General features: G+C 55.3%; 23 protein-coding genes. 14 read left to right on the forward strand and 9 right to left on the reverse strand.

The window, feature by feature from the left end; genetic code table 11:
• The first annotated feature begins 74 nt into the window (after nt 1-74).
• The 3 genes from OSH04_RS05030 to queC all read left to right on the forward strand — a co-directional run bounded on the left by OSH04_RS05030 (nt 75) and on the right by queC (nt 2375).
• Nucleotides 75-740, forward strand: a complete 666-nt coding sequence (locus tag OSH04_RS05030) for a TetR/AcrR family transcriptional regulator (protein WP_035272014.1) — start codon at nt 75-77, stop codon at nt 738-740.
• 250 nt (nt 741-990) lie between these two features.
• The gene (locus OSH04_RS05035) at nt 991-1665 is read left to right on the forward strand and encodes a 7-cyano-7-deazaguanine/7-aminomethyl-7-deazaguanine transporter (protein WP_022983354.1); all 675 of its coding nucleotides are present in this window, start codon (nt 991-993) and stop codon (nt 1663-1665) included.
• On the forward strand, nt 1662-2375 hold the full coding sequence (gene queC, locus OSH04_RS05040) for a 7-cyano-7-deazaguanine synthase QueC (RefSeq protein WP_137431191.1): 714 nt from the start codon (nt 1662-1664) through the stop codon (nt 2373-2375). The genes OSH04_RS05035 and queC overlap by 4 nt, the downstream gene beginning before the upstream one ends.
• Before the next feature lie 28 nt (nt 2376-2403).
• On the opposite strand, the gene OSH04_RS05045 is transcribed toward queC, so the two are convergent.
• The 3 genes from OSH04_RS05045 to serC form a co-directional block, all read right to left on the reverse strand.
• On the reverse strand, nt 2404-3189 hold the full coding sequence (locus OSH04_RS05045) for a DUF6216 family protein (protein ID WP_266108041.1): 786 nt from the start codon (nt 3187-3189) through the stop codon (nt 2404-2406).
• 52 nt (nt 3190-3241) lie between these two features.
• On the reverse strand, nt 3242-4531 hold the full coding sequence (glyA, locus tag OSH04_RS05050; protein ID WP_060186346.1) for a serine hydroxymethyltransferase: 1290 nt from the start codon (nt 4529-4531) through the stop codon (nt 3242-3244).
• Between the two features lie 73 nt (nt 4532-4604).
• On the reverse strand, nt 4605-5687 hold the full coding sequence (serC, locus tag OSH04_RS05055) for a 3-phosphoserine/phosphohydroxythreonine transaminase (RefSeq protein WP_035272007.1): 1083 nt from the start codon (nt 5685-5687) through the stop codon (nt 4605-4607).
• Nucleotides 5688-5813: 126 nt separating this feature from the next.
• Between serC and pdxR the strand changes: the two genes are divergently transcribed.
• The gene (gene pdxR / locus OSH04_RS05060; RefSeq protein WP_021446938.1) at nt 5814-7319 is read left to right on the forward strand and encodes a MocR-like pyridoxine biosynthesis transcription factor PdxR; all 1506 of its coding nucleotides are present in this window, start codon (nt 5814-5816) and stop codon (nt 7317-7319) included.
• 11 nt (nt 7320-7330) lie between these two features.
• Here pdxR and OSH04_RS05065 read toward each other — a convergent pair whose 3' ends face one another.
• The gene (locus tag OSH04_RS05065; RefSeq protein WP_052159405.1) at nt 7331-8626 is read right to left on the reverse strand and encodes a serine hydroxymethyltransferase; all 1296 of its coding nucleotides are present in this window, start codon (nt 8624-8626) and stop codon (nt 7331-7333) included.
• Between the two features lie 666 nt (nt 8627-9292).
• Here OSH04_RS05065 and OSH04_RS05070 point away from each other — a divergent pair.
• The 5 genes from OSH04_RS05070 (at nt 9293) to OSH04_RS05090 (ending at nt 14993) form a co-directional block, all read left to right on the forward strand.
• Nucleotides 9293-10246 carry an AurF N-oxygenase family protein gene (locus OSH04_RS05070; RefSeq protein WP_035272004.1) on the forward strand — a complete coding sequence of 318 codons (954 nt, stop codon included), beginning with the start codon at nt 9293-9295 and terminating at the stop codon, nt 10244-10246.
• Entirely contained in the window at nt 10243-11295 is a 1053-nt protein-coding gene (locus OSH04_RS05075) for a 2Fe-2S iron-sulfur cluster-binding protein (RefSeq protein WP_115633994.1), read from the forward strand. Before OSH04_RS05070 ends, OSH04_RS05075 begins: the two co-directional genes overlap by 4 nt.
• Nucleotides 11296-11327: 32 nt before the next feature.
• A complete protein-coding gene (locus tag OSH04_RS05080) occupies nt 11328-12050 on the forward strand; it encodes a glutamine amidotransferase (protein ID WP_083053174.1) in 723 nt (240 codons plus the stop codon).
• Nucleotides 12047-12916, forward strand: coding sequence for a pyridoxine/pyridoxal/pyridoxamine kinase (gene pdxK / locus OSH04_RS05085; protein ID WP_247966522.1), 870 nt, complete (start codon nt 12047-12049; stop codon nt 12914-12916). Before OSH04_RS05080 ends, pdxK begins: the two co-directional genes overlap by 4 nt.
• 85 nt (nt 12917-13001) lie before the next feature.
• Nucleotides 13002-14993 (forward strand): BCCT family transporter, encoded by a 1992-nt coding sequence (locus OSH04_RS05090; RefSeq protein WP_035271998.1) that lies wholly within the window; start codon nt 13002-13004, stop codon nt 14991-14993.
• Here OSH04_RS05090 and soxR read toward each other — a convergent pair.
• Nucleotides 14990-15466, reverse strand: a complete 477-nt coding sequence (gene soxR / locus OSH04_RS05095; RefSeq protein WP_009459330.1) for a redox-sensitive transcriptional activator SoxR — start codon at nt 15464-15466, stop codon at nt 14990-14992. The two genes, OSH04_RS05090 and soxR, sit on opposite strands and share 4 nt — an antisense overlap.
• Nucleotides 15467-15568: 102 nt before the next feature.
• On the opposite strand from soxR, the gene OSH04_RS05100 reads away from it, so the two are divergent.
• From OSH04_RS05100 to OSH04_RS05115, 4 genes are read left to right on the forward strand one after another with little or no spacing between them, the layout of a single operon-like run.
• The gene (locus OSH04_RS05100; RefSeq protein WP_143241159.1) at nt 15569-15751 is read left to right on the forward strand and encodes a hypothetical protein; all 183 of its coding nucleotides are present in this window, start codon (nt 15569-15571) and stop codon (nt 15749-15751) included.
• The gene (locus OSH04_RS05105) at nt 15748-16821 is read left to right on the forward strand and encodes an efflux RND transporter periplasmic adaptor subunit (RefSeq protein ID WP_009459332.1); all 1074 of its coding nucleotides are present in this window, start codon (nt 15748-15750) and stop codon (nt 16819-16821) included. The genes OSH04_RS05100 and OSH04_RS05105 overlap by 4 nt, the downstream gene beginning before the upstream one ends.
• Nucleotides 16818-19934: a MexW/MexI family multidrug efflux RND transporter permease subunit gene (locus OSH04_RS05110; RefSeq protein WP_266108042.1), complete on the forward strand. Its 3117-nt coding sequence runs from the start codon at nt 16818-16820 to the stop codon at nt 19932-19934. The genes OSH04_RS05105 and OSH04_RS05110 overlap by 4 nt, the downstream gene beginning before the upstream one ends.
• Nucleotides 19931-21364 (forward strand): efflux transporter outer membrane subunit, encoded by a 1434-nt coding sequence (locus OSH04_RS05115; protein ID WP_266108043.1) that lies wholly within the window; start codon nt 19931-19933, stop codon nt 21362-21364. Before OSH04_RS05110 ends, OSH04_RS05115 begins: the two co-directional genes overlap by 4 nt.
• A gap of 2 nt (nt 21365-21366) precedes the next feature.
• Here the strand turns inward: OSH04_RS05115 and OSH04_RS05120 are convergent, their stop codons facing one another.
• From OSH04_RS05120 to OSH04_RS05135, 4 genes are all read right to left on the reverse strand, one after another.
• Nucleotides 21367-21795, reverse strand: a complete 429-nt coding sequence (locus OSH04_RS05120) for a hypothetical protein (protein ID WP_035271990.1) — start codon at nt 21793-21795, stop codon at nt 21367-21369.
• A 170-nt stretch (nt 21796-21965) separates the two neighbouring features.
• On the reverse strand, nt 21966-22655 hold the full coding sequence (locus OSH04_RS05125) for an ANTAR domain-containing response regulator (RefSeq protein WP_026484656.1): 690 nt from the start codon (nt 22653-22655) through the stop codon (nt 21966-21968).
• 3 nt (nt 22656-22658) lie between these two features.
• Nucleotides 22659-23813 (reverse strand): transporter substrate-binding domain-containing protein, encoded by a 1155-nt coding sequence (locus OSH04_RS05130; protein WP_232466889.1) that lies wholly within the window; start codon nt 23811-23813, stop codon nt 22659-22661.
• A gap of 131 nt (nt 23814-23944) precedes the next feature.
• Nucleotides 23945-24427 (reverse strand): AmiS/UreI family transporter, encoded by a 483-nt coding sequence (locus tag OSH04_RS05135; protein ID WP_266108044.1) that lies wholly within the window; start codon nt 24425-24427, stop codon nt 23945-23947.
• Between the two features lie 677 nt (nt 24428-25104).
• Between OSH04_RS05135 and OSH04_RS05140 the strand changes: the two genes are divergently transcribed.
• Nucleotides 25105-25965, forward strand: a complete 861-nt coding sequence (locus OSH04_RS05140; protein ID WP_009459353.1) for a DMT family transporter — start codon at nt 25105-25107, stop codon at nt 25963-25965.
• Nucleotides 25966-26128: the final 163 nt, after the last annotated feature.

A 26128-nucleotide genomic window follows, 5' to 3' on the forward strand; every position in this document is an offset into this window, starting at 1 on the left:
GGCTTGCCATCGGCCTGGGACAAGTGGCCTGATATACTGCAAGCCCCATATCTTGCCCATCCCCACAGGATGACATGACAGACACGCACCAAAATAAACCTCCTAAAAACGAAAGCACAAACAAGCGACGTTACTTACCGTCAGCTGAGCGCAAACGCGAAATCCTGAAAGCCGCTTTTGAAGAGTTTTCTCATCGGGGATTTCTGGGTACTTCGCTGGAGCGCATCGCCGCGCGCGCCGGGATATCCAAGTCCGGCATCTACGCGCACTACAGCAGCAAAGATGAAGTGTTCGAGGACATGCTCCACAGCACTCTGCTGCCGCCTGATGGCAATACCTTTGAGTTATCCGATACCTCCGAGGCAGACACCCTGTCCTGTATCGTGGATGAGTACCTGCACCAGTTGTATGAACGCCTGTCCAACCCGGACGTGCAAGCCATGTTCAGGCTTTTGATGACAGAAAGTGGCCGCGTGCCGGATCTGGCCCATTACTGGGGCAAACAGCTCCTGAGCCAGAACTACACCGCCAATCAGGCGTTTTTTGAACTGGGCATCCAGCGAGGTCTCATCCGCCCCGACGTCAGTTCCTCCGACTACATCCTGGCCGCCTCTCCCTCCCTGATGTGGCTGATGGTTTTGCTGGTTCTGGGACCACAAAACTCGCCCGTGCCCTTTGAAGAAGTACACCAGTTGCACAAGCGCTTGCTGATAGAGTGCCTGCAACCTGCATCGGCCTAAGGGCTGCTCATCAAGAACGAGCCAAACAAGTTCGTTTGCTTTGGCAAGCGGGCTTGTTTGAGCCTCTGCAAGCCCCCTACCCCTTTTTTGTGCCATAAGCCTCATCAAGGCAGACGTATAAGCGCGTCTGATGCACACGCTACACTTGCGGGCAACAACCATTCCATCGAACCGCAACTGACCGTACAATAGTCGGTTGCAGTCCATTTCCAATGGGTTCCCTCACCCCATCCACCAAAAAGGTCCAGACATGACTCTGCCTACCGTGCCGTCTTCACGGCTGTCGTTCTACGTGCGACTTCTGATTGCCTTTCACATTTTTATTGTGATTGCCAGCAATTATCTGGTTCAACTTCCTATTGAACTATTCGGCTTTCATAGCACCTGGGGAGCCTTCAGCTTTCCCTTTGTTTTTCTGGCTACCGACCTGACCGTCCGCTTGATGGGCAAGTCCGAAGCGCGCCGCGTGATTACCCGCGCGATGTTTCCAGCCCTGATCGCCTCTTATGTGGTCTCGGTGCTTTTTAATGAAGGCCAGTTCAACGGCTTGCAAGCACTGGGCGAATTCAACAGCTTTGTGTTCCGTATTGCCTTGGCCAGCTTTGCCGCTTATGTATTAGGGCAACTGCTGGATGTACAGGTCTTTGATCGCATCCGTCGCGACTACAAACAATGGTGGCTTGCTCCAGCGGCCGCCTCGATCTTTGGGCAGGCACTGGATACCTTGGCCTTTTTCGGCATCGCTTTCTGGCACAGCAGCAATCCCTTCATGGCCGAACACTGGGGCGAGATCGCCGTCGTCGATTACGTCATCAAACTGGGCGTCAGCCTGCTGCTGTTTGTACCCATGTATGGCGTACTGCTCAATTCCCTGATCAGCACCATGAAGCGCCGCGCCCTGAGCACCGCACAGGTCAAAGCATGAAGCCGCACACTCCCCGCCGCCGGGCACTGGTTCTCTTTTCGGGCGGACAGGATTCAGCCACCTGTCTGGCCTGGGCTTTGGACCGCTTTGCCTTTGTAGAAACCGTGGGCTTTGACTACGGCCAACGCAACCATGCGGAATTGCAGTGTCGACAAACACTAAGAGACAAGCTTTACCAGCAGTTCCCGCACTGGGCAGAGCGCCTGGGGCAAGACCATGTGCTCGATGCCAGCGTCCTGGCTCAGATAGGCGGCAGCGCCATGACTGAATCCATGACTATCGCCATGCAGGAAGATGGTCTGCCCAATACCTTTGTGCCGGGTCGAAACCTGCTGTTCTTTACCCTGGCTGGCGCCCTGGCCTACCGTCGGGGACTGGATACGCTGGTTGGCGGTATGTCCGAAACTGATTACTCGGGCTACCCGGACTGCCGCGACAACACGCTGAAAGCACTGCAGGTGGCATTAAGCCTGGGGATCGAGCGCCCACTGACCGTGGAAACACCACTGATGTGGCTGGATAAAGCAGATACCTGGGAGCTGGCCCACCAGTTGGGCTCGGATGCTTTAGTGAAGCTAATTCAGGAAGACAGCCATACCTGCTACCAGAACGAGCGGGAAACCCTGCATGACTGGGGATATGGCTGCGGGCAATGCCCGGCTTGTGAGCTGCGGGCGAAGGGGTATGGAGATTGGAAGCTGTGGGGCTAAGCCCCCAATTCCCTACCCCAGAAACCAACTACGGCTTATTGACCAACTTGTGTACTCGAGAAGCGGTTGAAAAAGATGAAAGTTCAATTTTAAAAACAATTAAAAAATAAAGAAAAACAAAAAAAGAAAAAACTCCAAAATATTTCTGAGCAGCCATCCCTGAGCGAAAACTCTTCAAATAACTCTCACTACCCATATTCATACACATATAATCAATTTCATCCGGACTCAACGGTAAATCCGCCCTTTTAAAACCACCAAAGCAATCTTTTTTCCGAAGAACCCAATCCTGCTCATTTGTTAGCGGAAATGCACTGAAGTAATCTTCACCTTGCCATGCCCAGACTTTACTTTCTTTAAATTGCACCAGAACCCTGGAGCTTAATGAAAAGCCAACTGACATAATGAGCAGCATAAGCACTAATAAAGCGGCTCCAAAAACACCTCCCCCATAGCACTTCGTCGGCTCCGTGACCTCTTGCTTATCCCAATCTACCCACTTGCCAGCTTTACCTAATTCTCGTAAAGAGACAGACAAGCGCTTGGACCACCGCACAGCCCTTTGTACCGAATCAATAGACTGCACACCTTTCACGCCAAACATCAACTTAAACCGTTCTACATCCAAATTGTCTCTACGTTCCTTTTCCAAAAAATCATGATAATAATTTTCTTTATTAAAAAATGACCATAAATAATCCATAAGAACGAAATGGGCACCTTTTAACTTAAAAATCAAATATCCTAAAAAAGCCACCGTGAAGTAAAAACCAACCAAGATACGACCACTCAAGTCCACAGCGATTTCAATCATAAAAAAAACCCAACCACCAAAGTGGCTGGGCTCCTATAAAAAATTTATCAAATCAAAGCTGCGCTGGCTCCGTCTGCACCTGATACACCGGATAGCTTCGGCACAGACTCACAATTTTTTCGCGGATCTCGTGCTTGACCTTATCTAAAGTGCCAGCCTCATAAGCATCAAGCACATCACACAAGTAATGCGCCAGCTGCTCGCAGTCCTCCACCGTAAAGCCACGTGTCGTTACAGCCGGCGTTCCGATACGAATACCCGAGGTCACCATGGGCGAACGGGGATCATTGGGCACCGAATTCTTGTTCACGGTGATATAGGCATCTGCCAAGGCATCACTGGCCTCTTGCCCGGTGTAGGGCTTGGTCGACAAGTTGATCAGCATCATGTGGTTATCTGTCCCGCCTGACACGATGTCGTGACCACGCTGCATCAGTACCGCCGCCATGGCGCGGGCATTACGCACCACGTTTTGCTGATAGGTACGGAATTCCGGCTGCAGAGCCTCTTTGAAAGCAATGGCTTTGGCCGCAATCAAGTGCATCAAGGGGCCGCCTTGCACGCCTGGGAATACAGCAGAATTCAGGCGTTTGTAGAAATCTTCGCTTTGCCCTTTAGCCATAATCACGCCACCACGTGGACCGCGCAGAGTTTTGTGCGTTGTGCTGGTGACCACATGGGCGTGTGGCAAGGGGCTGGGGTACTCACCCGCCGCCACCAGACCAGCTACGTGGGCCATATCCACCCAGAACCAGGCACCGACCTTGTCAGCAATCTGGCGCATACGCGCCCAATCCTTCACACGCGAATAGGCGGAGAAACCACCAATCAGCATTTTGGGCTTGGTCTCGATAGCAATGCGCTCCATTTCGTCGTAATCGATCAGCCCGGTTTGGGTATCAACGCCGTAAGGAACAATGTTGTAAAGACGCCCGGAAATATTGATGGGGTTACCGTGGGTCAGGTGACCACCCTGAGCCAGGTTCATCCCCATCACCGTATCGCCCGGTTTGAGCAAAGCCAGGAACACAGCAGTATTAGCCTGCGCTCCAGCATGAGGCTGTACGTTGGCGTAATCACAATCGAACACCGCTTTCAGACGCTCGATAGCCAGACGTTCGGCTACATCTACAAATTCGCAACCGGCGTAGTAACGCTTGTCCGGGTAACCCTCGGCGTATTTGTTAGTAAACACGGAGTTCTGAACCTGCATCACCAAAGGGCTGGCGTAGTTTTCCGAGGCAATCAGTTCCACGTGATCTTCCTGACGGCTTTCTTCGCCCTGAATGGCCTGAGCCAATTCCTTGTCGAATTCAGCCAGGCTGAGTGTGTTGTCGTACATCGCTTTTCCTTAAAAAAATTTCTACCCTCGTCGCGGCTACTTACTTGGCCGCCTTGCAAAGCAGGCGCACGCCCTAACCGTGCGTGCGCTTGAACTCGCGCATGAACTCTCCCAGCGCCTGTACCGCATCCAAGGTGACGGCGTTGTAGATGCTGGCGCGCAAGCCCCCCGTTGATTGATGGCCCTTCAAGCCGTGAAAACCATTCTTTTGCGCTTCTTCAACAAATAAAATATCTAAATCAGTTTCAGCAATATGAAATGGGACATTATTGATGGATCGATAGTCAGGCAAAACATTGTTGATATAGAAACCATCACTGCTATCAATAAGCTCATAGAGCAGCTGCGATTTTTTCTTATTTATTTTGTGCAATACTTCTATTCCACCAACACGCTCTATCCATTCCAGCATCAAACCCAGCACATACCAGGAAAAGGTTGACGGTGTATTTAATAGCGATTTCTTTTTTGCTTGAATGGAAAAATCCAAAGCTTGTGGCGTATTTGCCAAAGGCCTGTCTAAAATAGCGGGATTAAGTAATACCAGCGTAACACCGGCAATTCCCATATTTTTCTGGGCCGAGGCATAAATCAAATCGTGAGCCGAGACATCAATCGGTTTTGACATCAAGCTGGAGCAAGCATCACACACCAAGGGAATAGGTGAAACAGGTGGTTTTGAAAATTGCAAGCCCTGTGCAGTTTCGTTCTCTGTGTAATGCAAGTACGCTGCATCCCGATTAATATTAGATTCATTAATCTCGGGAATACGATCAAATCCAGTTTCATAAGAACTGGCTACGATTTCGACATTCCCATATTGCTTGGCGGCATTAGCCGCCTGTTCCGACCATAAACCCGTATGTATATAGTCCGCTGTGTTTGCTTGATGAAGCAAGTTCATCGGTATTTGAGAAAACTGCAGGTACGACCCTCCTTGCAGGAGCAAGACGTGATAGTCCGTTGGCACGGCCAGAACACGACGCACAGCGGCGTCGGTACGATGGGCAAAATCCATGAAAGGCTGGGAACGATGGCTGATTTCCATCACGGACACCCCTGTGCCCGCAAAATCAAGCAGCTCATCACGTATTTGCAATAGAACATCCATTGGCAAGGCGCTGGGCCCTGCGCTGAAATTAAAGGGTCGGGACATACTTGCTGAGATCCTGTACAAACCTGAACGCCGGAACAGGCCCCCCCTATTTCGGCAATGACAATCAAGTCTACGAGCACAATGGTCTGACTAGTCAGACCATTAATATTCTCTGGAGCAGACCGCATGACGCGTTCGTTTGAACTGGACACCTTGAAGATGCGTCTTAACGATGACGAACTTCAATCCCTGGATCTTCACCAGCGCATTCAGCGTGCCTTGCGGGCATTGATTCTGGATGGCGCCCTGGGTCCGGGGGTCAAGCTGCCTGCCACACGCTCCCTGGCCAAATCCTTGGGCATGGCCCGCGATACGGTTGAAAACGCCTATGTTCAACTGCATCGAGACGGCTTTATCGTGCGGCGCGAGGGCTCGGGCAGCTATGTTTCCGAGTCGGTCGGCACGGAGCTGCGCGGCAGTGCCTATCGCCGCATCAAAGCCCAGGATCTGAAACGCAGCGTAATGGAACCCGGTACGGGCTTAAGCCGTCGGGGTCGCGCCGTGTTTGAAAGTGGCGGCATTGCCGATCAACAGACCATCAAGGCCTTTGCCACTGGCCTGCCGGAAACCCGCAACTTCCCCACCGATGTGTGGGAACGCCTGCAGCGTCAGGCCATGAAAGACTATCGAGCCAACATCCTGCTGCATGGCGATCCGCAAGGCACCGAGTCCCTGCGTAAAGCGATTGCCGTGTACCTGAATCTGGAGCGTGGTGCGAAGGTCTCCGCTGATCAGATTTTGATTCTGAGCAGCACGCGCCAGGCCTTGTTTCTGTGCGCGCAACTACTGGTCGATGCTGGCAAACCTATTCTGGTTGAAAATCCTGGCTACTTCGGCGCCCGCAAAGCCTTTGAAGCAGCCGAAGCCCGTGTCGTACCAATTGGCGTGGACGAGCAAGGCTTGCGCACCGATCTGCTGAATGAAGATCGCAGCGGCGCGAACTGCATTTACGTGACGCCCTCGCACCAGTACCCCACCGGGGCCACCATGTCCCTGGAACGTCGTCTGGAGCTCATACACTGGGCGGCTGAAAATGGCCGCTGGATTATGGAAGACGACTACGACAGCGAATTTCATTACGACGGCTTACCCACGGCGTGTGTGCAGGGGCTGGATAAATACCAACGCACAATTTACTTGGGCACTTTCAGCAAAACCCTGTATCCAGGCCTGCGCATGGGCTATATGGCCCTGCCACCCGAGCTGGTCAAACCCTTCACCCAGGCACGCAGCATCATGGATGGTCACACACCGCAAATCCTGCAGCTGACGCTGGCGCGTTTTATGGAAGACGGACATTACAACTCGCATATTCGCGCTATGCGCAAGCTGTATGCCGGGCGGCGGGAGATCATGCTGGAAGCCATCGAGCAGCACTTGCAAGGAATCGTTCGTGCGGCCCGACCTGAAGGCGGTTTGCAGATTCCCTGCTTTCTGGAGCCGGGCTGGTCAGAAGAACACACGCTGCGCCGCGCCTTGAGTGCTGGCGTTCAACTGCCGGGTTTGAGCCGTCTGTACATTGGTGAAGAAAAACAACAGGGCTGGCTGCTGGGCTATGCCTCCCTGACCGCCTACGAGATCGAGTCCGCCATGTTGCGTCTGGCCAACGCTCTGCGTCAGGGCAAAGGCTGAGCCGGGAAAAATCAGTACATCAAGGGATATCGCCGGTTCAGGTCTGCGACCCCTTCCAAAATGGCATTCTCGGTGCGGGGATTGCGCGAACCACTGCGCACCCCGCCCAGCAAGGCCAGAATCATGTCGCCAATTTCCTTGAAATCATCTTCGCCCAAACCGCGAGTCGTACAGGCGGCACTGCCGACCCGTACCCCCGAGTAGGCGCCAGAGGCTTGCTCATACGGCACACGGTGTTTACTCAAGCTAATGCCCAGCTGAGCCAGAACCTGCTCCACCAAAGGCCCGGACAGCCCCCAAGGGCGCAAATCCACCACACCAAAATGACAGTCTGTTCCCCCTGACACCACCGTCAGCCCACCTTCGGACAAGCGGCGACACAAGCTGCGCGCATTGATGATGACGGACTGGGCATAGGCTTTATAGGATGGGCTCATCGCTTCACCCAAAGCCACCGCCTTGGCGGCCAGAATGTTCAGCAAAGGTCCGCCTTGCAGCCCTGGATATACGGCCTGACTTAAGCGCTCGGCCAGCTTGGGCTCATTGCTCAAGATAATCCCACCCCGCGGTCCGCGTAAGGTGCCATGTGTGGAAAAGGTCGTGACATGGGCATGTTTGACAGGTGATTCCATCAGACCGGCCGCCACCAGCCCCGCGCCGTGGGCCAAATCCACCATTAAATAAGCGTTGATTTCATTGGCGATATTTCTGAACTCGGCAAAATTTGGCGTACGTGAATAGGACGAACCTCCGGCAATGATCAACCGTGGCCGTTCCTTGTGGGCCAGGGCACGAACCTCGTCCATATCGACCCACTGCGTTTGACGATCCACTCCATACGAGCAAGTCTGAAACCAGCGTCCGGACACATTGAAATGCGAACCGTGGCTAAGGTGCCCGCCCGCACTTTGATCCAGCGCCAGAATCGTGTCGCCCGGTGAGAGCAAGGCCAGATACACCGCCAGATTGGCCTGGCTGCCCGAGTGCGCCTGCACATTGGCGTAAGAGGCCCCAAAAACCGACTTGGCCCGCTCGATAGCCAGCTCTTCGGTTTGATCGGCTTGTTCGCACCCGCCGTAAATCCGTTGCCCAGGATAGCCTTGCGCCTGCTTGTTGCTGAGCAAGGAGCCCTGCACGTCCAAAACGGAGCGGCTCAGGTAATTCTCGGAAGCGATCAGCTCAATGGTGTGTTGTTGGCGACGCCGTTCGGCTTCGATGATGTCCCAAAGATTGCGATCACTTTGCTGTAGAAATTGCGAACCCGCCAGAGGCTGGTGGGGGGTGTCGCCACCGGCAAGACTCTTCATGGGAGTTCCTGTTTAGAGATTAGCCACGATAGGGTCGTGGCTCATTGCCCGATACCAGGCAAAAGTGCTGCCCTGGACGCACGGACTCCAAGGGCGAAAGATAAACATCCTATTCTGTTTATCGACCTATAAAACAGTCCATTAAAAATTAATTCACCAGACCACTTTTAATTATTGTTATTTGAATAAACATTCAAAGCATAAAGAATTCAAAATCCTCTGAAACACAGAGAGAACGCCAATCCCGATTACCCTAGTCAAGAATTAAAACAAGATTCAAATTTTTATTATTAAGTGGTCTGTCAAATGATCTTGAAATGGTCTGTCATTTATTGTCATAGGATCATTAGAATGCAGCCAACGAATACTCAACACCCATACTTCTAAACGCTCAAGCAGATTATCACCTTTCTCAATCTGTGCACGATAAAAAACATCCCCAGTTTTCCCACGACTACAGGAAACGCCATTGCTTTAACGGCAGTTCAACCACGCTGATCCCCACGGTTCAAGAAACCCGGCAACGGGATTTTTTTGGACCTTGTCCATAAGAATCGGCAAATCCTTTTAAGCCTGCGATTTTCCATTTGGAAATAAAGATAGGTGGAATAAAGAAACGACCTGTTCATTTCGAACAGATCGCAATCAACAGCAAGGAAGTTTGAAATGACAATCAAAAGCTACGAAACTGATGACGCCGTACGTAATATGCTGCAAAAACTGTCGGTACTTTGGAAAAACCGGGCTGCCGTGAATCAGGAACTGCCTGACTACAACAATCTGGCTTTCGATCCCAACAAGGCCGATTTCAGCGAATGCCTGCTGCCTTTTCGCGAGCATCAGGCCTGGCTGGAAGCTCCTGAAGAATTGAAATCGCAGTGCTTGTCCTATGCCTGGGGCATTTACAACCTGAAGACCATTTACGTTGAGTGCAACGTGGTCACGCCTTCTTGCGAAGACATCATCAAGACCCCGCCCCCAAGCGCCAACCGCAATCTGCTGCAAGACGTGATGTCCCAGGCCTTGCTGGACGAGGCCCTGCACACTCGCATGTCCATCATGGCCTGCAACTACATCTACTCCATGCGTGGTCTGACGCCCCTGGATTTCACCAATTTCAACCTGGTGCAGTGGCGCAATGACATCCTGAGCCAATGCGGTTCCGAATCCGAGCGTCGTCTGACCCGCTTTGCCATTGCCTGCGCATCCGAGACCCTGATTACTGACTACCTGAAGACCATGGCCGAGGACAAGAGCATCCAGACCGTGTGTCATGAAGTTACCCGCACCCATGCCATGGACGAGTGGAGCCACTCCAGCGTGTTCAGCTTTGTGGCGTCGGACATCATTCACGGACTGAGCCAGAAAGAGCGCGAGCATATGCGCGCCGTTATTTTGCGCACCGTAGAAATGTTCGCCAACAATGAAATGGGCGCCTGGGAAAAAGTCTTCTCCATGGTGAATTTCCCCAATGCCCGCGACATCTTGCACGACACCGGCGACTCCAACGAAATTGGCGTGTACACCGGCTCGGTAGAAAGCCTGATCGAGCGCATTGGCCTGAACAGCAAGTCCGGCAAGGCTCCTGCCGAGGCCGAACAACAGGAGGCGCTGCAATGACAGCCATGATTCAGGCGCGCTGCGAGACCGTTCGCCCCGAGGCCGGAAACGTCAAAGTGTTTACCTTGCGGGTGCAGGGCGGCCATTTTGATTTTCTGCAAGCCTTGCAGGCAGGCAAGCACGTCGCCCTGAGCTACCCCGATACCGGCGGCACCATTCAACAGCGTATGTATTCGATCACTCGTGTGGCCGATCCAGACCTGATTGAAATTGCCGTAAAAGGGTCGGGGCGCAATAGTGTTTCCGATCACTTGCACGCCACCTTGCGCGAGGGCATGAGTGTGCCCCTGCAATATGTGGCGGGTGAAATCTCGGTGAACTCTATTGTGGGTTACGAGCGTATCGCCATGATCGCAGGCGGCATTGGCATTACCCTGCCCATTGCCTTGCTGCGTGAGTTGGCGGCGCGAGCCCAGGACGGCTTGCCTGTACCACAAGTACATTTGCTCCTCAGTATTGCCCGTATTGCCGACATTCCCTTCCTGCATGAACTGCTGCAACTGGACCTGGGCACCAGCTGGTTCACGCTGACCGTGTTTGTCACGCAGGAAAAGATTCGCGAAAGCGCTCATTTCAAAGTGGGTCGCCCCTCTTTTGAAAATATGGAGCAGTTAAAAGACCCCCAGGCCGTCGTGATTTGCGGCAGCCACGGTTTTGCCCAGGCACTGCGCGAATACACCATTCAGGCTCACCCCATCTCGCATATGTTGATTGAAGCCTTTTCCCCACCGGCCAAAGCGGGTGTGGAAATCCTGCCTGAAGCGGGCAGTCCCCCCTTGCAAATCAATGTGCGCAGCACCGGACAAACACTCAACCCTGAGCCGGGCAGCAGCCTGCTGGAAATGCTGGAAGCAGGCGATGTGCCTATTCGCAGCCAATGCCGTTCGGGCATTTGCGGCGCGTGCCGGGTACAGATTTCGGAGGGCGAGTACCGCTCTGAACCGGATTTTTGCCTGAGCGACCAGGACAAGGCCCAGGGCCATGCACTGGCATGTTGCACCTTCCCCTTATCGGGTGCCATTAATGTAGACATCGGTACCACGAGCTGACATCCTTACCATCTGGATTGAAAGAACCTCTTATGAAGAAAGTCATCGCACTGCGTCATATCCATTTTGAAGACTTGGGCACACTGGAACCTGTTCTGATCGAACAGGGCTACCAAGTTCAATACATTGACCCTTCCGTCGAGTCACTGCGTCACGTGGGTGAACAGGACGCTGACCTGCTGGTTGTATTGGGCGGGCCAATCGGCGCCTACGACGAAAAGATTTACCCCTTCCTGTCTGATGAGCTGGAACTGATCAACAAGTTCTTGCTGGCAGGCAAACCTTTGCTGGGCATTTGCCTGGGCGCACAACTGATTGCGCGCGCCCTGGGCGCCAATGTCTACCCCCTGGGTGTGAAAGAAATCGGTTTCTCTCCGTTGAAACTGAGCGAAGCGGGCAAAGAATCGCCCCTGGCCGCCGTTAGCGGCATTCCCGTCCTGCACTGGCACGGGGATCAGTTCGATATTCCTGACGGAGCCATTCACCTGGCCAGCACGGACGTAGGCCCCAATCAGGCCTTCTCCTTCGGAACCCAAGTACTGGGCCTGCAATTTCACCTGGAAGCCGACACCAGCAAGCTGGAACGCTGGCTGGTTGGTCATGCCAACGAACTGGGACAAGCTGATATCGATCCGCAAATGCTGCGTCTGGAAGCCATGGCGGTACAAAAACGCCTGCACGCCGCTGCCGCTACGGTCCTGACCAGCTGGCTCAGCCAACTTAAACAGGCCAGTTCCGCTGATTGCACTGCATGAACACTGCTGCTGTAACGTTTGTCGATCGTGAACGACATCCCTACCATGTGGATGTCGTTTCGATTCAGTCTCAAGTCGTCTACGGTCGGGTGGGCAACAATGTTGCCGGCCCGACTTTGCGTAGACATGGCTTTAAAGTGGCCGCCGTTCCCACCGTGTTGCTCAGCAACAACCCGCAATACCCCACGGTGCACGGCGGTGCTGTCCCCGATGAGTGGCTGGAAGGCTTTCTGAATGATCTGGTCTTGCGCGGTGCGCTGGACAAGGTACGCGCTGTCCTGATCGGTTATCTGGGCAGCGCCAATCAAGCCGTCATCATTGCGCGCTGGTTAAAAACGTTGCTGCAAGAGCATCCTGACACTCTGGTGATAGTGGACCCGGTCATCGGCGATCTGGATGTAGGCGTCTACGTAGACCCGGCGCTGATCCCCGCCTATCACGAAACCTTGCTGCCGCTGGCCACGGGCCTGACCCCCAATAATTACGAGCTGTCCTTGCTGTCCCAACAGCCTTGCGACACCATCCAGGGCAGTTCCAGTGCCGCGCACGCCTTGCTAAATGGCCGGACCGAATGGGTCATTGCCACCAGCGCCGCCCCCGACTCCTGGCAGGATGGTCAGATCAAATTATTGATGTCCCGCAAGGAGCCGCGTGCCGACACCCTGCTTAGCCATCCACGCGTGGATTGCGCTGCCAAAGGCACCGGAGACCTGTTTGCCTCCACCTTGCTGGCCCATCTGATTTTGGGTGCAGACCTGCATTCTGCGGTGCATACGGCCAGTGCCAGTGTGCTGCATCAGTTGGAATTAACCCGCCAGGCCGGACATCAGGAATTAATTTTGCCAATAGATCCTTTCCGAGCCTGAGCAAATATTTCCTAATCTAACAAACCTTTCAACCGGCAGTCGTTCTCGTTAAGCTGTGCCCTCTTAGTTACAAACGGAGCATGACATGGGGCTGCCTTTTAAAAGCACGCTACATCCACGGGTGTTCTGGGGATCTACCTTTATCGTCCTGGTCTTTTTGCTGATCGGGATTATTTTCCCTAAAGACGCCGCACTTATTTTTGAGCAGTTACAAAACTGGGTCATCAAAAGTTTCGGCTGGTTCTATATCCTGGCTGTGGCCCTGTTTTTCTTTGCCGTCGTCTATCTGGCATTAAGCCGCTACGGCAATTTGAAATTAGGGCCGGACGACTCGGAGCCTGATTACCCCTATCTCACCTGGATGGCGATGCTATTTGCTGCCGGTATGGGGATTGGCCTGATGTTCTTTGCCGTGGCCGAGCCACTGCAACACTTCTCGGCCCCGCCCTCGGGCCTGGCCAGCACAGTGGAAGCCGCCCATCAGGCGCAGATCATCACCTTCTTTCACTGGGGCGTTCACGCCTGGGCCGTCTATGCGGTCGTTGGCTTGTCGCTGGCTTACTTCTGCTTTCGCTACAACCTGCCTTTAACCATTCGCTCGGGCCTGTATCCCTTGTTTGGCAAGCGTATCGAAGGCTGGATTGGCGATAGCGTGGATATTTTCGCTGTTTGCGGCACGCTATTTGGTATTGCTACCTCCATGGGTTTGGGCGTACTTCAAATCAATGCTGGTCTGGAGCATTTATTTGGCTGGCCGCAGGAAACCTGGCTACAAATTATTTTGATTGTGGTGGTTACTTCGCTGGCTACCCTATCTGTTGTCAGCGGATTGGATGTTGGCATTCGCCGCCTGTCCGAACTGAATTTGCTGGTTGCCATTGCCTTGATGCTGTTTGTGCTCGCCGTGGGCCCTACAGCCTTTTTGATGAATGCTTTTGTACAGAATATCGGCGGTTATCTCGATAACTTCTTTGCACGCTCATTTAGTACACAAGCATTCCGCGGGCAAAGCTGGATGAAAGCCTGGACCCTGTTTTACTGGGCCTGGTGGATCGCGTGGTCGCCCTTTGTCGGCATGTTCATCGCCCGCATCTCGCGTGGCCGCACCGTACGTGAATTCGTACTGGGCGTCTTGCTGGTGCCCACCGTCTTCACCTTCTTCTGGATGACCGTTTTTGGTAACACCGCCATCTTCCTGGATATGGGTGTGGCGGCAGGCCAACTGGCCCAGGATGCTGCCGCGAATGCATCCGTGGCCCTGTTCGAGTTCCTGGAATACCTGCCTTGGTCGAATGTAACCTCGACCTTGGCAATTATTCTGGTAGCCATTTTCTTTGTGACCTCGGCCGACTCGGGCTCTTTGGTTATCGATACCCTGGCCGCCGGTGGGGTGGAAGACGCTCCAGTCTGGCAACGCATTTACTGGTGCGCGCTGGAAGGCACCGCTGCCTCCCTGCTCTTGCTGGCCGGTGGTCTGACAGCCTTGCAAACCGTCACGCTGGTCAGTGCCCTGCCCTTTGCCATCATCATGTTCTTGTTGATTCTGGGACTGTTCAAAGGCATGAAGGCAGATATGTCACGATTGCGTCGTCAAGGCCCCATGTCCGGCCCGGCTCCCGGCTCGGAAGTGTCCTGGCGTCGACGCCTCTCGACGATCCTGCACACGCCCAACCAGCGGGACGCCCGTCGCTTCATGGGTGAAACCGTGGTTCCCGCCTTGCAGGCCGTGGCCGACGAGCTGGGCAAACGCAACCTGAACGTCAGCTTGGAGACCAGCGAGCAGGATACGGCCCAACTGACCATTCAGGCCGACAACCAGCGCAACTTTGTCTATGGCGTGGAATTGCGTGCACGTCGGGTTGCCAGCTTTACCGCGGCAGCAGCACGCAACGAACAGGCTCGCCCTCAAGAATGGCAAGTGCGTACTGTCTTTGCCGATGGCAGTCGAGGTTATGACTTGATGGGCCTGTCGTCCAGTCAGGTCATCAACGACATCCTGAACCACTTCGAGCGCTATCAGTCCCTGGTCACTTCCGAAGCCACCGCGCTGTACGCGCAGTCGCCCGACCCGAGCTAAGCCTCTGTTCCGGTCTCCAGCTTTCTTTCCAGAATCTGGGGACCGGGCCCTTGCTGGCCCAGAATATCGGCCGGATTACGCAAGGGACACTCACTCATGGACAAGCACCCACAGCCAATACAGTGGGTCAGCTCATCGCGCAGTCGCGTCAACTGCTCAATACGATCATTCAAACTGGCCTGCCAACGGCTGGACATGGCTCGCCATTGCTTGCTGGATGGCTTGCTGCCCGGTGGCAAACCACGCAAGGCCTCGTGGATTTCCTCCAGAGGAATCCCGGTACGCTGCGCCACTTTGATGATCGCAATGTAGCGTAAAACCACCGAATCAAAACGACGCTGGTTCCCGCTATTCCGCGTACTGGCAATCAAGCCCTTGGCTTCATAAAAATGCACGGTCGAGACAGGGACACCACTGCGTTTGGCCACTTCCCCCACCGTCAAGGCACGACTGAAATCCACTGTTTTTGCCATCTTGACACCCCTTGACCTCAAGTTAACTTGAGGTTTTATAGTCCAGGTACCTAATTAAGGCAAGCCATGTTGGCTGCCTCTTTGTTGTCACAGGAACCTGCCATGCCTCCCCTCATTTGGATTCTGTTTGCCGGACCTCTGTCATGGTTACGGCAAGCCCAGCTTGTGTCAGCCACCTACTTCAAACCCGAAGACTGGTCGCAAAGTGATCAGCGATTCGGCTGGACTCTTCCCAACAAACAGCCTTTGTGGCCCTCTTCCCTGACAGGAGGGTCGGCAGCATGAGTTCGCGTCGTACTTGGATCATGATTCCCGTTCTGGCCGGCGTATTGGCCATAGGCTGGCGTTTGCTGCCAGCCTCGCAAGAAGCTCAAGCAGGGGGAGCCTATCCGCCTGCCGTCGTCGAACTATCCAGCGTCGAGTCCCAGACCGCTCCTCGTCTTTTGCATGCCGTCGGTGCACTGGAAGCCTGGCAGCAAGTGCTGCTCAGTGCAGAGACCAGCGGCCGTATTCGCAAGATTGATTTCACCTCCGGACAGCAAGTCAAGGCAGGCCAGCCACTGGTTTTGCTCAATGACGAACTGGAACAAGCCAGCGTGCGCCGCGAGCAGGCACAGGTCAAACAGGCCGCCATTCAGCTCACCCGTGTACGCAAGCTGAAGGAACAGCAAGCCGCTACCCAGGAGCAGTTGGATCAAGCCCAGGCCGATCACGCTGTGGCCCAGGCCCAACTGCAATATCAACGCGCTGAACTGGCCTTGAAACAGATCGCCGCCCCCTTCTCGGGTCGCATCGGTATCACCAGCTTGCATCAGGGCCACTACTTGCAACCCGGCCAAGCCATCGCCAGCCTGGTCGATGACAGTCAACTGCGTGTGAACCTGACCGTGCCAGAGCAAAGCCTGCCGGATCTGAAGGTGGGCCAGACCCTGCACGTACAGGTGGACGCCTGGCCAGGCGAGAACTTCCAGGCTGAAATCAGCGCCATCGATCCCTTGATTGGAGATTCGCGCACCGTGCGCCTGCAAGCGCTACTGCCCAACCCGGACAATCGCCTGAAAGCGGGGATGTACGCCCGTGCTCAATTGAAGCGCCCCGCCGAAGCGCCCGTCCTGACCGTGCCCGAAACCGCATTGACCTACACCGCCTACGGCCAGACCGTGTTTGTGGCCTCCCCCACGGATCAGGGTCTGTGGCAGGTCAAGCGCGTGGCCGTACAAACTGGCGAGCAATGGGATGAACGTGTCGAAATCATTGATGGCTTGAAAGAAGGCGACAAGGTTGTGAGCGCCGGCCAGATCAAGATTCAGGACGGCTCCACAGTACAAACCGCCAAGGACAAGGAGCCAGTATGAACACCACCTCCCGTCCCGGCTTTACCGACTTGTTCGTTCGTCGGCCGGTACTTGCCCTGGTGGTCAGCGCTTTGCTCCTGATGTTGGGGCTGTTCTCCTTGGACAAGCTGCCCATCCGGCAGTATCCCCTGCTGGAGAACTCCACCATCACGATTACCACCGAGTACCCCGGCGCCTCTGCACAACTGATGCAAGGCTTTGTCACCCAGCCCATCGCCCAGGCTCTGGCCTCGGTGGAAGGGGTGGATTACCTGTCCTCCAACTCCGTGCAAAGCCGCAGTGTCGTGACCCTGCGCATGGAGCTGAACCGCGACTCTACCCAGGCCCTGACCGAAGTCATGAGCAAGGTCAGCCAGGTGCGCTACCGCCTGCCTGAAGGCGCCTATGACCCGGTTGTGGAACGTTCCTCCGGGGACTCCACTGCGGTGGCCTATGTAGGCTTTTCCACGACGTCAATCTCCATCCCGGAACTGAATGACTATCTGTCCCGCGTGGTGGAGCCTATGTTCTCCACCATTGATGGCGTGGCGAAAATCCAGACCTTTGGTGGTCAAAAACTGGCCATGCGACTGTGGCTGGACTCGGACCGCATGGCGGGCTATGGACTGACAGCTGCCGATATTTCCCAGGCTGTGCGTGCCAACAACTATCAGGCCGCCCCCGGCATGGTCAAAGGCCAGCATGTCTTGAGCAATATTCAGCTCAATTCGGACCTGACCAGCGTGGCCGAATTTCAGGACCTGATCGTGCGCGAAGACGGCACCTCGCTGGTTAGACTGCGCGACGTAGGCAAGGTAGAGCTGGGAGCAGCAGCGACGGAAACCAGCGCCCTGATGGATGGCCTGCCCGCGATTCACCTGGGCTTGTTCCCCACTCCCGGCGGCAACCCCTTGCGGATTGTGGAAGGCATTCGTGATCGCCTCCCAGCCATTGAGGCCACCTTGCCTCCCGGCGTGGAAGTGGCCCTGGCTTTTGAAACCGCCCGCTTCATCCAGGCCTCGATTGATGAGGTGCTCAAGACCCTGACCGAAGCCATGATTATCGTGGTGCTGGTGATTTATCTGTGTCTGGGTTCTTTCCGCAGCGTGCTGATTCCGCTGGCTACCATTCCCTTGTCCATGTTGGGAGCAGCCGCCTTGATGCTGGCCTTTGGTTTCAGCATCAATTTGCTGACCTTGCTGGCCATGGTGCTGGCTATCGGACTGGTAGTGGACGATGCGATTGTGGTGGTTGAAAACGTACACCGTCACATTGCCGCCGGACGCTCACCCGTGGTGGCGGCTTTATTGGGCGCACGTGAAGTGGCCGGCCCAGTGATCGCCATGACCCTGACCCTGGCCGCCGTCTATGCCCCGATTGGGCTGATGGGTGGCCTGACTGGAGCACTGTTCAAAGAGTTTGCCCTGACGCTGGCCGGTGCCGTGCTGGTATCCGGGGTCGTGGCCTTGACCTTGTCCCCAGTGATGAGTTCCTTGCTACTGCCCTCACAGCAAGATGAAGGTCGCATGGCGCACCTGGCAGAGAGCTTCTTTGGTGGTCTGTCGGCCCGCTACGGTCGATTGCTGGCCCGCTCCTTGCGCCATCGCTGGATCACGGGCGCCATGGCCTTGCTGGTCTTTATCAGCCTGCCCGTGCTCTATCAAATGACGCACAGTGAGCTGGCTCCCATTGAAGATCAGGCCAGCGTGCTGACAGCCGTGAAAGCTCCGCAAAATGCCAACCTGGCCTATGCCGAGCGCGACGGCAAGCTGCTGGATGACACGTATCGTGAAGTGGCCGAAACCGAAAGCACCTGGTTGATTGTGGGGACAGACGGCCCGGCCGCCAGCTTTGGTGGGATCAACCTGAAGGACTGGAGCAAGCGCGAGCGCGATGCCAGCGCCGTACAGGGTGAGCTGCAAGGACGTGTCAGCGCGATTCCCGGCAGCAGTATCTTCGCCTTCCAGCTTGCCCCCTTGCCCGGTTCCAGCGGCGGTCTACCGGTTCAACTGGTACTGCGCAGCCCCGGCGACTACCGCACGGTGTACGACACGATGGAGTGGGTCAAACAGCAAGCCCGTGAAAGCGGATTGTTCGTCGTGGTAGACAGCGATCTGGACTACAACAAGCCCGTTTCCCGCGTGGAAATTGACCGCAGCAAAGCGGCCAGCATGGGGATCAGTCTGCGAGATATTGCTGATTCCCTGGCCGTACTGGTGGGCGAGAATTACCTGAACCGCTTTTCGCTGGATGGTCGCTCGTATGACGTGATTCCGCAAAGCCAGCGTGAACTGCGCCTGACGGCTCAAGCCCTGACACGCCAGTTTGTACGCAGTGCCAATGGCGAGCTGGTGCCCTTGTCGGCCATGGTTCAAATCCACAGCGAAGTGGAGCCCAACAGCCTGCGCCAATTCAACCAGCAAAACTCGGCCACACTGCAAGCCATTCCAGCACCGGGCGTCACGCTGGGACAGGCGGTGGGCTATCTGGACGACATCGCCCGTCAATTGCCTGCAGGATTCACGCATGACTGGCAATCGGAGTCGCGCCAATTCACCCAGGAAAGTCAGTCTCTGGTGTGGGCCTTCCTGGCCGCCCTGGTGGTGATTTACCTGGTACTGGCCGCGCAGTACGAAAGCCTGGTGGACCCCATCATCATTCTGGTGACGGTGCCCTTGTCCCTGTGCGGTGCCCTGCTGCCTTTGGCCCTGGGATTTGGCACGCTCAACATCTACACCCAGATAGGTCTGTTAACGCTGGTCGGCCTGATCAGCAAACACGGCATTCTGATGGTGGAGTTTGCCAATGAACTGCAATTCAAAGAGGGCCTGAAAAAGCCCGAAGCCATCTTGCAGGCCGCCCGCATTCGTTTGCGCCCTGTGCTGATGACAACCGGGGCCATGGTCTTTGGTCTAGTGCCTCTGCTGTTTGCCTCGGGTGCGGGTGCTAACAGCCGCTTTGGCCTGGGCGTAGTGCTGGTCTCGGGCATGTTGATCGGCACAATATTCACCCTGTTTATCTTGCCGACTTTGTATACCTTGCTGGCGCGTGATCACGCCCATCAAGCAGACACCCCGCGGGCGCGCGATTTGGCGCAAGCCCTGCGCCCTTCGACTGGAGAACACTCATCATGACGCCACAACTATCAAACAGGCTAGCGCCTGTGGCGCGTGCTCTGCGACTGGTGATCCCCAGCCTGATCCTGAGCGGTTGCGCTGTGGGGCTGGACACCTCCATTCCCACCGCTCCAAGCTTGGCCGACACCAACTGGAACAGCCAGTTCGCTCAAGCCACCGAGCAACGCGAAAACTGGTGGACCTTGCTGCAAGACCCGCAACTGAACGCCTTGATTACCAAGGCCCTGGACCACAACCTGGATATTGCCCAGGCACAGGCCCGCTGGCGGGCCTCCCGCGCCCTGATCGACGAGCGCCAACACGACCGTCTACCCGCCATCACGGCCCACGCCAGCTACAACCGTAGCGGTTCACAATTTGCCGCGCCCGATGGCTCCATTGATCACGGTATTACCGAGAACTGGCGCCTGGGCATGCAGGCCACTTGGGAGATCGATCTGTTCGGTCGTCTGGAGCAACTGGCCCGTTCTGCACAGGCTCGCAGCGAGGCCAGCGCAGACCAACTGGACCTGACTCGCCAGGCTATCGCGGCTGAACTGGCACGCCAATACGTGCAAGCCCAAGGTTTGCAACGGCAACTGGCTCTGGCTGAGGATGACGTACGCAGCTGGGAGCATACGATCAGGCTGGTGCAGGCTGGCGTCTCGCTGGGTCGGGAATTGCCGGAGAATCTGGACAATGCCCAGGCTGGTCTGGAGCGTGCCAAAACCCTGGTACCCCAACTGCGCAGCGACCTGGAACTGGCTCGTTTGCGCATCCAGGTGCTAAGCGGCGGGCAAGCCGGGAGCATTGATACGCCATTGCCCAGCGCCAAGGCACCCTTGGCCGCTTCCTTGCCATTAGGCGATGTGAACGCCATGCTGTTCAACCGGCCTGACGTACGCGCTGCCCGGCAAGAAATCCTGGCCAGCTCGCACGAAGTGGCCGCCGCCACCGCCGAGCTGTACCCGCGCCTGGATCTGGCTGGCTTTATTGGCTTTTTCGCTTTGCGAGGTAGCGACCTGGGCCATGCTGCCCGTGCCTTTGATGTTTCACCTGCCATGCAATGGCCTGCCCTGCGCCTGGGCCATGCCAAAGCGCGCTTGCGTGGCATGGAGGCGGTGGCCGATGAATCACGCCTGTACTATCAACAAGTGCTGTTGCAAGCTCAGGAAGAAATTCAGGGCTCTTTGCAAAGGCTGACTCAACATCAGGAAAGCCTGCTTAGCCTGACTCGAGCGGCGTCACATCTGGAAAATGCCCATGAGCGTGCCTTGACGCGTTATGAAGTGGGAGCCGGTGCCTATCAGCAAGTGCTGGAAAATCAGCGCAGCCTGAACCAGACCCGGCAAGAGCTGGCAATAGCGGAAACCGGCTCGTACCTGAATGTAATTGCCTTGTATCAGGCCTTGGGTTGGGGAGTGGCGACACCAAGCTCCACTGAGTAACTTCAAGCTTGATCGAATTGGGGGTGGTCTGTCTCGAAGATAGGCCGCCCCTTTTCTATTTGTGCATCCGTCTGTTGCAAAAACTCGGATAGATTCGCAATCTTGCTTTGCATTAGCCGATCCAGCAGCTTTCCGCCAAACCACAACAAGGCGCAGCAGAAAAACGTAATCGGCAATACATACCAACGCAGCCAGACCGATGCATCCAGCAACCAGCCAAGCGCGGTAAAAATCACTACTAAAGTGCAGGCAATCCAATTATTGCGCTTGGCCTTGAGCAAGAATTTCCTCAAATCCAGGTGGCCACGGTTCAGAGTCTCTAATTGCTCGTAAAGCTGATCGCGATCTTTTTGCAGTTGCACCCAGGCAGCGCGCTGCTCTGATGTCACCGCAAGGGCAGACCGGGGCTGTTCATATTCCTGATGGCTCATTATCTCTACGCTGGGGCAGCGGCGTACTCTAGAAAATCGCTATTGTAGGAGGAATGAAAACGGGTAGTGTTTCTGCCTTTTTCTCTTTACCAAGCAAGCCTATGCCTACCACTTCAATCACGCGCCTGCTCTAGCCAGCCACCGCAGCTCAGCCTGGCCAAAACACCTTGCTAGTTCCCCAGCAAGGACGAACCTTTTTGCCCCAGGGACAGCACTTCACTGGCATTCACAATGGCAATCGAAATATCCTCAATCGTGCTGCGCTTGTTCATGGCCTGCTCACGAATCAAATCGTAGGCCTGGTCCTCGGACACCTGATGGGTACGCATCAAGATCGTCTTGGCTTGCGCCACATGCCGCTGCCCCATCAGTTTGGTTTGCAGCTTGCTGATCAGCCGACGTTGCTGGCGCAGTTCTTTATGGTATTTACGCGCCAGCACCACCGTGGACAACAAGCCAAAAGAGCGTATGGGCGAAGGCAGGATCGCCTGAATATTCAAATCCAGCACGGCCGACACTATCGTGGGATTTTCATAATTGACCACGGCAATAATCGTGGGTGCTTCCTCCTCGCAGACCCAATCCAGGCGCAGGTGCAAAAGATCAGGCTGCACGGCCAGAAACACCAGATCCGTTCCTGAAGGCAGGTTTTGCGTGGGCGGCCAGATCGTCTGGACCGAACACCCGATACGCTGCAGTTGCTGGGTCAGCAAGCGGCCATCGCTATCGTCCGGATGCATGACCACCATCGTCAATTGCCGCAGTTCCTTGAGCTGCGGCGAGGTGGCATGCGGAAAACGATTCCGCACTCGCAAAGGCTTGTTTGCCGGCTCATCACCGTAGGAAGAGGAGTTGGCCACGCTTTATGTCTCCAAAGTATCCAGCTTGGCAGTCCAGTCGCCCAAGGAATGGGTAACCAGATACGGGTCGGGCGAGACCGGGCGCGTTGCCTGGCGCACAATCGCAAACTCGCCGTCGGCATTGATGCGGCCAATCCGTGGATAAAGCCAAGTATGGTGATTATTGGGATCGATCTTGATCCGCCCCTGAGGTGCATCCAGTTCACTGCCCAGCAGGTAGGGCAGCAGATCTCCGATCGCATCACTGGCGGATTGTCGATACGCATTGGCGAACAAATGCATCTGTGAATAGGCAGCTTCCCAGCACAGATTAGGGTGGCAGTCGGCCCCAAAGCGCTTGCGCAAACTGGCCAGACAACGCGCATTGACCTCCGACTCGATGGACTGAAAATACGGTGCGGCGGTGAAGTGTCCACAGGCAATTTCCGCGCCCATCTGGGCAATCTCGGCCTCGGAGGTCGTCAAACTGGCAATGGGCATGGTTTGCGGATTAAAGTCCGCATTGGCATAAGCGCGATACAGATTGGCTGTAGAGTCCCCCACCACGGTGGAGAAAATAAAGTCCGGCTGCTTCTGGCGTATGTCTTCCATGATCAGGCTGTAATCGCTCTCGCTGGCATCCAATGGCAGATAGTGTTCGCCCAGCACTTTGCTATCGGGATGCTGCATGACCAGCTCGCGCATGATGCGATTGGACTCATAGGGGTAGATATAGTCCGAGCCAATCATGTAGACCCGCGCGCCAAAATTGCTGGTCATGAAATGCGCCAGCTGCACACTGTTCTGATTGGGCGCCGCGCCGGTATAGATCACATTGCCCGAAAACTCGAAACCTTCGTACAGGGTGGGATAGAACAGCAGCTTGTTCCACTTCTCCACAATCGGGATCACGGCCTTGCGGCTGCTGGACATATAACAGCCAAAGATCACGTTGACGCGGTCCTGCACAATCAGCCGCTCGGCCTGTTCAGCGTAGCAAGCGGGCCTGGACGCCGGGTCGTAGCACACCGCCACCAGTTCACGCCCCAGCAGGCCACCGGCCTCGTTGATTTCCTCAATCGCCAGTTTGGTGCCCTGCCATTGCGACTGACCAATGGTAGAGGTCATGCCGGTTGCGGAATAAAGAACGCCGACGCGTACGGGTTCGTTGTGAGCCAAAGTCCATCTCCTGTCTAGCATGGTAGGGGCGCAGGTCGACGGACCTGCCGGTAAACACTACGAGCGAGCATCAGGTTACTCCAAAAAACTGCATTACTCTGGCCCCCACCACGCTTGCACTCCTATGAAAACTACCAGGCATCCATCATGATCAGGGTGCCGGGCAACCAGCAGGTCAAGGCCCCGATCAAGACGGTATACGCAGGCAAAATACGCAAGGACCGTCCCAATCCCAAGGCCAGGAAAAACAGAAACCACAGGCTGGACCACAAGAGCCACATGGCGATCAAACGCGGATCGCTGGCAGACCCGGCAAAGGCCAGTGCGCTGATGGCAACGAACAGGCAATACCAGCCAAAGCCCACTCCTTTCAACCCATACCACTGCACCACAGCCAGATACAGATAGGTGAAGGCAAACAGCAGCCCACCAGCAACGGCAAAGTAATCCGCCATTTGCTCGCCGCGCTGCAAGCCCAGAAAATTGATGAACAGGGCCAACAGCCCCACCAGCAAGTTAAAGGGGGCCAGGTCCCGACTTTCAATACGTCCAGTCAAACCCACGCCATTCACAATCAGCACAGCCCCAATAAAGAAAAGCGCAACACCCAACATGGCATAAGCCTCCAAAACAAGGTGACGATTCCGGCCTGGCTGGCGTCAGATCTTGCTGACGCTGCGTGAGCTCTGTGTATCGCGATGGCATCGTGCCGCGAAGCAGGGTTCCAGATAGTTCGCAACCTAACTACGAGGTCGGATTTATTTCAGGCAAACAAAAAGGCCCAGACCGGTTCAAGCATTGAACCGGTCTGGGCCTTTTTGCCCGGCATCGGCGCTGGCAGCATTGGCAGCGGATGTCGTATCTATTTGGAAATGTCGCAGCGATCTGAAATCGCGATCGGTGCAATTCTTACATAGCCCGGACTATCGCCTGTACTAGCGATTACCCTAGCGGCTGATGATTGGCGTCCTGAATATATTTTGTGCTACAGTGCTTCATCGATTTAACGATCTGATTCTTATTTCATGAACCGCCCCGCATCCTCTTTGCCAAGCACTCTGCCCCTGTCGCGGGCCGCGTCGCTGCGGGCGGGCTCCCCTCCATCTGTCTTGCTGTTGACTGTCGTCGCCCCAGGCGTCGTCAATCAAGCCGCAGTCGTGTCCGACGTCGTCGTCGACACACGCGTCTACAGCGTCTGCTCCTAAGACCTCTTTTTCTTTTCCTGCGCCATTGATGCGCCTGGAATGTCTTTGCAGACAAACCTAATTTATTTAGACAGATAAAGAACATCATGATTTCTTCTTCTCGCGCCCAAGCGGGTGCTATTGCCTTGTTCGTGCTGCTTTGGGGCAGCGCGGGTATTTTCACGCGTATCGGTCTGGATCATGGCTCGGTTATGGCCATGCTGATCCTGCGTTTTGCCATCGCCCTACCTATGGTGATCATGCTGGGGCACTTCAATGGCGGCTGGCTGCCACCCAAAGGGCAACGTCTGCTGCCAGCTATCAGCGGTTTGCTGATGATCGGGCTGTATTCGTTTTTCTATTTTGAAACCCTGGCTCAAGGAATCACGCCGGGTCTGCTGGCGACGATCCTGGGTGTGCAGCCAATTCTGACCTTGGCTTTGACCGAGCGGCGTTTTTCTTTGAGCCGTGTGGCCGGTTTGGCACTATCGCTGACAGGACTGATTCTGGTGGTGTATCAAAGCCTGATTGTCAGCCGTTTGTCCGTGATGGGTCTGGTATTTGCAATTGCTGCTTTGTTGAGCATCACTGTGGGGACCATTGTTCAAAAGCGTCAGCCCGTGGGGGCTTTGCAAGGAATGCCTTTGCAGTATTCCTTGTCTCTGGGCTTGTTTATTCTTGCGTCCCTGGGTTTGGGACAAGAAATCCGCTGGGAGAACACATTGGGCTTTTGGGGACCGGTGGTATGGCTTGGTCTGGTGATTTCCGTGCTGGCCCAGTTGCTGCTGTATCGCATGATTCGCAGCGGGAATCTGGTCAACGTTACTAGCCTGTTTTATCTGGTTCCTGTGGTGACAGCCGGGCTGGATTTCCTGATTCTAGGGAATACCTTGGCGGCTCGCGCTGGGTTGGGACTGGTGGCTATCTTGGCGGGTCTATGGCTGACATTACGGAAGAAAGCGGCGTAAACCTGCTTGTATAGGTGGGGGTTCACGGAGAGTGAAATCGGTCTTTGAATGATGAGATCGGTCTCCGTGAAGCCACCACTTGGGTCCCTCTGCCGGGATCGGGCTGAGCACTTGCCGGTGCTGCGCACCGGTGCCCTAGTCAGGAGATAGCTACGGGCGCATC

The sequence above is a fragment of the Alcaligenes nematophilus genome, assembly GCF_026344155.1.
GTDB classification, from domain to species: domain Bacteria; phylum Pseudomonadota; class Gammaproteobacteria; order Burkholderiales; family Burkholderiaceae_B; genus Alcaligenes; species Alcaligenes phenolicus.